The organism is Streptomyces sp. NPDC005761, from assembly GCF_040630635.1.
In the GTDB taxonomy this organism is placed as follows: domain Bacteria; phylum Actinomycetota; class Actinomycetes; order Streptomycetales; family Streptomycetaceae; genus Streptomyces.
This window is the reverse complement of sequence record NZ_JBEXXX010000033.1, coordinates 76,218-82,699: the sequence shown is the minus strand read 5'-3', so window position 1 is coordinate 82,699 and position 6,482 is coordinate 76,218. Positions and strand designations below refer to the sequence as shown.

Sequence of the window (6,482 nt, the reverse complement as noted above, 5' to 3'; positions counted from 1 at the left end):
GCCCGGGGACCGGGCTGCGACCGCAACGTACAAGCACAGGCACAAAGCCGAACGCCCGATCGGCCTTCTGAACCAGGCGAGAGGCGCTGCGACCAGGCCCGACGAGCTCGCCGTCCGCTGCGAGTCGACCGGGCCTTCGCCCGTGCTGGTGGACATGCGTTTCGCTTCGGGCGAGCGTGAGTTCTGCCGACGAGGCCGGCGGGACGGCCAAGCCGCCCCGCACGTGAGTGGACCGGTCAGTCGACGCCTTCGATGATGCGGAAGTCGCGCTCGACGCCGTCGGAAAGGGCGACCAGCGCCTCCTGGTAGGCCGCGCTCTCGTGCGCCGCGACCGCCTGTTCAAAGGTGTCGAACTCGATCAGGACGGTGCGCTCGGCGATTCCGGCGTCGTGGGCGACGACCCGACCCCCGCGGGCGAGCACCCGCCCGCCCCCGGCCTGGACGGCAGGACCGGCCAGCTTGTTGTAGGCGGCTAGCTTCTCGGGGTCGAAAATGGTGCGGTAGGCACTGACCCAGTAGCCCTTGGCCATAAAAACCTCCAGTGTTCGGACGAGCGTACTTCTCTTCTGAGCCCGGAATTGTGTTCATGTAGGGGCTTGCTCCCTGGCGCGGACCGAGCGGCCGGAGGCTGAGTCACGTCTGTAGGACGAGGAGTGAGCTGCACTCGAGGGGTGGGTGCGGCGTCGTTCCACACCACAGGCGTGGGAGCGGCAGGCGGTTCGAGGCGAAGGAGGGCCGTGACCAGTCGGGATGGCGCATCGGCTGAGGCGGGGGCGGGCTATGCCGAGATTCGGCAATATTGCTCGGCCTCGGCTCAGGCTCTCGAGGCCGCAGGTCTGCCTCCTGCAGAGCGATGGGATGAGGCCCGCGGGACGGCCTTCTACTGGCCGAAGGGTGCTTCTGCGCTTGCCCGGGGGCCGTGGGTGAACGGAATCGTTGTGTTTTGGGGGACCAGGGGCACACGTCGCGGCTGGGGCTACGCCCCCCTTGATGCGGCTGGCGACCCCTTGCTCGAGACCACGACCAGCTGGCTGCCCGTTGCTCCGTCCCTCGCCCCCGGGCTACTGGCCGGACACCTTCGGCGTCTGTTCGCCGAAGGTGTCCCGGTGCCTGAGCCCGAGCGCTGATGGAGCGACTGCGGTGTTCGGTGACAGCCACTCCTTGAGCACTGCCAGCAGCACAGTCGCTTCGTAGGCGGATGGCACGTTGTCGTATCTGATGGCGACAGCGCGGTGGCGCTTGAGCCGGTCGATGCCGCATTCGACCGCGTGGCGCTGCTTGTTGTCGGTCTTGTCGAACTTCGGTGGTCGGCCGCCGAGGCGCCACGGTTGCGCCGGTTGCGAACCCGGTCCGCCGAAACCGCAAGCGTCACCTTGGAACCGCGCCTGCGCAGGGCTGATGCTCGCGCTCGAACCCCGTGGGCGGTTCGCCAAGGACACTGTGCTCATTGTGGACCGCACCCTGGTCCAACCCGGGACCACGCGGTGGCGGAGCAGTCCAGGAATTGCCGGTACTCGACCACCCACCAGGTTGTCATCGACTCCGGCACCCACCTGATCGTCGTGGTGGGCCGACCGCTTGCCGGGACGCGCAACTACTGCAAGGCGTGGGAGGATCCGGCGCGCCAGGCCGCCCGGCCGGACCGTGACGATCGCGCCGACGGCGGCTGTCCCGGCACCGGACTCGGCATGCCAGACCGCCGACGCAAGGGACGGACGAGACCACGAGCAGGTCCGTCCCCGCGTCGAGCACACCCTCGCCCCGTCAGGACCTGGAACATCCTCCGCCACTGCAGCCTCAGGGGCGACGGCGTCCACAGCGCCATGCTCTGCATCACCCGCCTGCGCACCCTCACACTCGCCGGATGGACGAGCGGCCGGGCGACGGCCAAATACGCCCGACGCAGCTCGGGGATCACGGGGCAACCCGCAGCCTGTGCCGATAGGGGTTTTGGGGCTGTGACTGATCCGGGTTCACGGGTTGGAGTCGTAAAGATCTCGCGGCTGAACAGTGGCCAATGGGGGAGCCGTTGTTGCCGAAGGCAGTCAAGAGGGGGCGCCCGTCGGTCTGGTCGCGACGGCACTTGGTTGACGGCATACGGTTTCGTATTTTGAGCGCGCCGCCCACTTCACCGGGTGCCGGGCCCACCGGCACGGGGGAGGGGGCCCGCAACCGGGGCGATCCTCGGAAGGAACCACCCGGAGGAGACTTTGCCGAGCCTGGTGATCACGGGTTGGGACGCTCATGCGGCGGCTTCGCCACCCATTGCTCCTGGCCGTTGAGCAGGATCAGAAGCCTCCCTGCCGCAGGGGGCGGCCGGAACGGCTACGACATCCCGTTTCCGTACGCCGTCATCAAGCAGCATATGGAATCTCTCGAGGACGGAACGGTCCGGTACGGAATCTGATATCGCCTCACCGCGTCGGCGAAGAATTTACGATGTGAATCCGGTGAGCATGTCGGGCGGCTATCCGGGACGTGGCTGTCATCTACTCTCCATCCGTGGCTCTGCAGGGTCATCCCTTGCCTCCCCTGAAATTTTCGCTGCATTCTGTTCTGTTGGCCAGCATGAATTCTGATCCACTCATTCTCTCGATATGAGGGGAAAATGTTTCCCCCGCTGAATCGGCAGGCCGGAAAGGGGCGCCCGCGCCCTGGTGGCGGTGTGAGGCTTCTGTCTGTCCTGGCGACCCCAGGGTGCCCACCAGGGCGGGTGCTTGGGGAGGCGCTCCCGGTGGGGCGCCAGCCGCGTTCCCCGTCCCGGCGGCCGGGCGGGCCGTAGGCGGAACGCGAGGTGGGGGCATGGAATTCGCGGGAGGTCAATATCAGGTTCAGGAATTGACAGGGTGCGTGTGGGCGTGCCCCTGGGTACGTACTAAATCGCCGTCCGGTCACATCTTCAAGAATTGACAGAACCTGGTGGGGCGTGCCCTCGGGTATGCCGGAAGAATTCCTTCCGTTGTCGGTCTCCGGAGAATTGACACGTGCCTGACGGTCGATTACGGTCCGCTCGTCAGGTTTTCCCGACCGCGTCCGAAGGTGTTTATGACTGCATCCACTTTGCCGAAGTCCAGGCAGCAGTTGATTCTTGCCGTTCTCATGGTGTGTTCCCTGCTCATCTGGCTGGACAACACCGTTCTGAGTATCACCCTGGAGACCCTCGCTGACCCGGTCCGTGGGCTGAACGCCAGCCCGGCCGAGCTGCAGTGGGCCACCGGCGCGTACACGCTGGCCTTCGCCACCTTGATGTTCACCGCCGGCGCGCTGGGCGATCGCTTCGGTCACCGGACCGTGCTCGCAGCAGGCCTGGTGGTCTTCGCCGCGTCCTCGATGTGGGCGGCGTTCGCGGGCGACGCGGGGCAGTTGATCGCCGCCCGGACCGCGATGGGGGTGGGCAGCGCGCTGATCCTGCCCGGCAACCTGGCCATCCTCATGTGGACATTCACCGGCCCGGCGCGGTCGACCGCGATCGCCATCTCCTCGACCTCCGCCGGCGTCGGCATGGCCGTAGGCCCGGTGCTCGCCGGCGTGCTGCTCGACCACTTCTGGTGGGGCTCGGTCTTCCTGGTCAACGTCCCCGTCGTGGTCCTCGCGCTGATCGGCATCGTCCTGCTTGTCCCGAACTTCCGAAGCCCCGTCGTGCGACCGTTGGACCCGGCCGGAATGCTGCTGTCGATCAGCGGCCTCGCGGCACTCGCCTACGGACTGATCCGCACGGGGCAGGTAGCGGACTGGAGCCGTACGGACGTCTGGGCTCCGATCGTCGTCGGACTGTTCCTGCTCGCCGTGTTCGTTCGCGTCGAACTGCGCAGCAAGATGCCGAGCTTCGATCCACGCCTCCTCGCCCAGCGCGCGTTCGGTGGCGGCAACGTAGCCCTCGGACTGCTGCTGTTCGCCATTTCCGCCGTCACCTTCTACAGCGCGTTCTACCTGCAGGGCGCCCGCGGCTACTCGCCGATCGAGGCGGGCCTGGCCGGGCTCCCGACCGCGCTCGGCGCGATCCTGGGGGCACCCATGGGCGCGCGCCTGGTGCGTCGCTGGTCGCTGCGGCTCGTCGCTGTGCCGGCCCTCACCGTAGCGGCGCTGACCATGGGCGCGTACGGGCTCTTCGGGCTGAGTACTCCTCTGGTCGGCATCGAGACTCTGCTGCTGATCCAGGGCCTGTCCATCGGCATGGTGCTCGGCCCGGTGACCGCGGCGCTGATCAGCACCCTGCCCTTGGAACGCGCCGGCGCCGGATCGGCCGTCACCAACACCGTGCGCCAGACCGGCAGCGTGTTCGGGATCGCCGTCGGCGGCACGATCATGTCGATCGTGTACCGACGCGCGATCGAACCCTCGCTGCACGGTGTCCCCGGACCGGTGCGGGACCAGGCGCGGGTCTCCGCCGAACAGGCCCGGCACGTCGCCGGCACGTCCCACCTCCCCACGCTCGGGCACGCTGCCGATGACGCATTTGTCCACGCCCTGCACGTCGGCGCGGTCTGGATCATGCTCATCGCGCTCGTCGGCGCGGCCGTACTGCTGCTGGCCCTGCGCCCGGTCCCCAAGCCCTTGGCCGAGGAGGGCGAGCCGGAGCCTGCGCAGGAAGACTGCTTGACCGCGGACGATGCGGCCCCCCGGGTCGGGGCCGATACCCGACCCGTCCGCGAGGGCAACGACGCGGGCACCCGCTGACGCCATGGGAACCCATCAGAAACGCCCTGGGACGCGGTCGGAGAGTCAGGCCACTTACCTGCCCGACCGGCACATGTTCGCCCTGTGGACCTGGGCCGACGGCGCCGTGGGGGCGGCCCCGCCGGTCGGCGAGGTCGAGACCGTTCCCTTGGTCGTACCGACGCCGGACCTCGGCAGGCTCAAGGTGTCCGACGTCGACTGCGTGCTGATCGAGCCTGACCGGCTCGTAGCCGTGCCCCTGGAGTCGCCCGGCCGGTCGGTGAAGGCCTGGCGGTCGTGGATCGCGGGCGGCGAGTCGGCTCTGCCGATCGCCGCGCACGCGGTCCCCGACGCCACGGGTGTCGCCGTGACGACGGAAGAGCACGCGGGCAGCGTCTTCCGCCGCACCACCTCGGTGGGGGCCGAGATGCTCACGGCGCTCACAGCCAGGCTCCGGCCCTACCAGGTGCGCGGGGTGAGCTGGCTGCGCGAGACCATCGAAACCCATGGCGGGGCGGTGCTGGCCGACGAGATGGGACTCGGCAAGACCCTGCAGACCATCGGCTGTGTCGCCGGACGCGCCGATAGGGGACCGCAACTGGTGGTCTGCCCAACGTCGTTGGTGGGGAACTGGGCGCACGAGATCGCTCGGTTCGCACCCGGCCTCCGGACCACGATCTGGCGCGGTGGACCGCTGCCCGAGGTGGACGGCGGCACGGTGGTACTCACCGGGTATCCCACGCTGCGCATGCACAGCCCGGCCCTGGCAGGGATCCAGTGGAGCACCGCGGTCTTCGACGAGGCGCAGGTTCTGAAGAACCCTCGTACGCAGGTGTCGAAGGCCGCGCGCACCATCGCGGCCCACGCGAGGATCGCCCTGACCGGCACGCCCGTCGAGAATCACCTCGACGAGCTGTGGGCTCTGCTCAATCTGGTCGCACCACACCTGTTCGCGAACCGGACGCAGTTCCGCCGGCGCTTCGTGCGGCCGATCGCGGACGGCTCCCCGGCCGCTTCCGCCCGATTGCGCGGGGCGATCGAGCCGGTCGTGCTGATGCGGAAGAAGTCCCAGGTCGCAGGGTCACTCCCACCCAAGATCCATGCCGATCTCATCTGCGACCTCAGCGAGGAGCAGGAGAGGCTGTACGACCGGTTGCTGGACGAAGTCATCGACGACGGCTTCGGCAGCGGAGCCCAGCGGCAGACCAAGGTGCTCGCGGTCCTGACGTCGCTCAAACAGGTCTGCAACCATCCGGGGCTGATCGCGGACGACCTCGGCGAACTGTCGGGAAGGTCGGGCAAGCTCGACCTGTGCGCCGACATCGTGGCCAACAACTTGGAGAACGACTCTCCGACCCTCGTCTTCACCCAGTACCGGCAGACCGGTGAGCTGCTGGTCCGGCACTTCGCCGAACAGTTCGGGGTGGTTACGCCGTTCTTCCACGGTGGCCTGAACCAGGAGCAGCGGGCCGACATCGTCCGCCGGTTCCAGTCCGTCAACGGTCCAAGGGTGCTCGTTCTCAGTCTCAAAGCGGGGGGCACCGGGCTCACGCTCACGCGCGCGGCCGACGTCATCCACTTCGACCGGTGGTGGAACCCGGCCGTGGAGGCCCAGGCGTCCGACCGGGTCCACCGGATCGGTCAGACCCGCACGGTCACCGTCACCACCCTGACCTCCGGTACCACTGTCGAGGAGCACATAGCGGCCATGCACCACCGCAAGTCCGCGCTGTCGGACATCGCCGACACGGCCGGCGTCGCCGAACTGGCCCGCCTGGACGACGACCGCCTCATCGAGATCCTGCGCCGGAAGCGAGTCAACTGAC

General features: G+C 68.2%; 4 protein-coding genes. 2 read left to right on the top strand and 2 right to left on the bottom strand.

Going from position 1 to position 6,482, the window contains the following annotated elements; genetic code table 11:
• Positions 1 to 236: 236 nt before the first annotated feature.
• Together ABZ434_RS26285 and ABZ434_RS26280 are read right to left on the bottom strand one after the other, a co-directional pair.
• Positions 237 to 530: a DUF1330 domain-containing protein gene (locus ABZ434_RS26285; RefSeq protein WP_359141671.1), complete on the bottom strand. Its 294-nt coding sequence runs from the start codon at positions 528 to 530 to the stop codon at positions 237 to 239.
• 531 nt (positions 531 to 1,061) lie between these two features.
• Entirely contained in the window at positions 1,062 to 1,439 is a 378-nt protein-coding gene (locus ABZ434_RS26280; protein ID WP_359141668.1) for a hypothetical protein, read from the bottom strand.
• A 1,606-nt stretch (positions 1,440 to 3,045) separates the two neighbouring features.
• Between ABZ434_RS26280 and ABZ434_RS26275 the strand changes: the two genes are divergently transcribed.
• Both ABZ434_RS26275 and ABZ434_RS26270 read left to right on the top strand, forming a co-directional pair.
• Complete coding sequence (locus tag ABZ434_RS26275) at positions 3,046 to 4,677, top strand: MFS transporter (protein ID WP_359141665.1); 1,632 nt, start codon at positions 3,046 to 3,048, stop codon at positions 4,675 to 4,677.
• 4 nt (positions 4,678 to 4,681) lie between these two features.
• Positions 4,682 to 6,481 (top strand): DEAD/DEAH box helicase, encoded by a 1,800-nt coding sequence (locus ABZ434_RS26270; RefSeq protein WP_359141662.1) that lies wholly within the window; start codon positions 4,682 to 4,684, stop codon positions 6,479 to 6,481.
• The last annotated feature ends 1 nt before the right edge of the window (position 6,482 follow it).

Excerpts from the sequence above, each read along its gene's own strand:
- ABZ434_RS26285 (WP_359141671.1), bottom strand. The coding sequence starts at position 530 with ATGGCCAAGGGCTACTGGGTCAGTGCCTACCGCACCATTTTCGACCCC.
- ABZ434_RS26275 (WP_359141665.1), top strand. The coding sequence starts at position 3,046 with ATGACTGCATCCACTTTGCCGAAGTCCAGGCAGCAGTTGATTCTTGCC.
- ABZ434_RS26270 (WP_359141662.1), top strand. The coding sequence starts at position 4,682 with ATGGGAACCCATCAGAAACGCCCTGGGACGCGGTCGGAGAGTCAGGCC.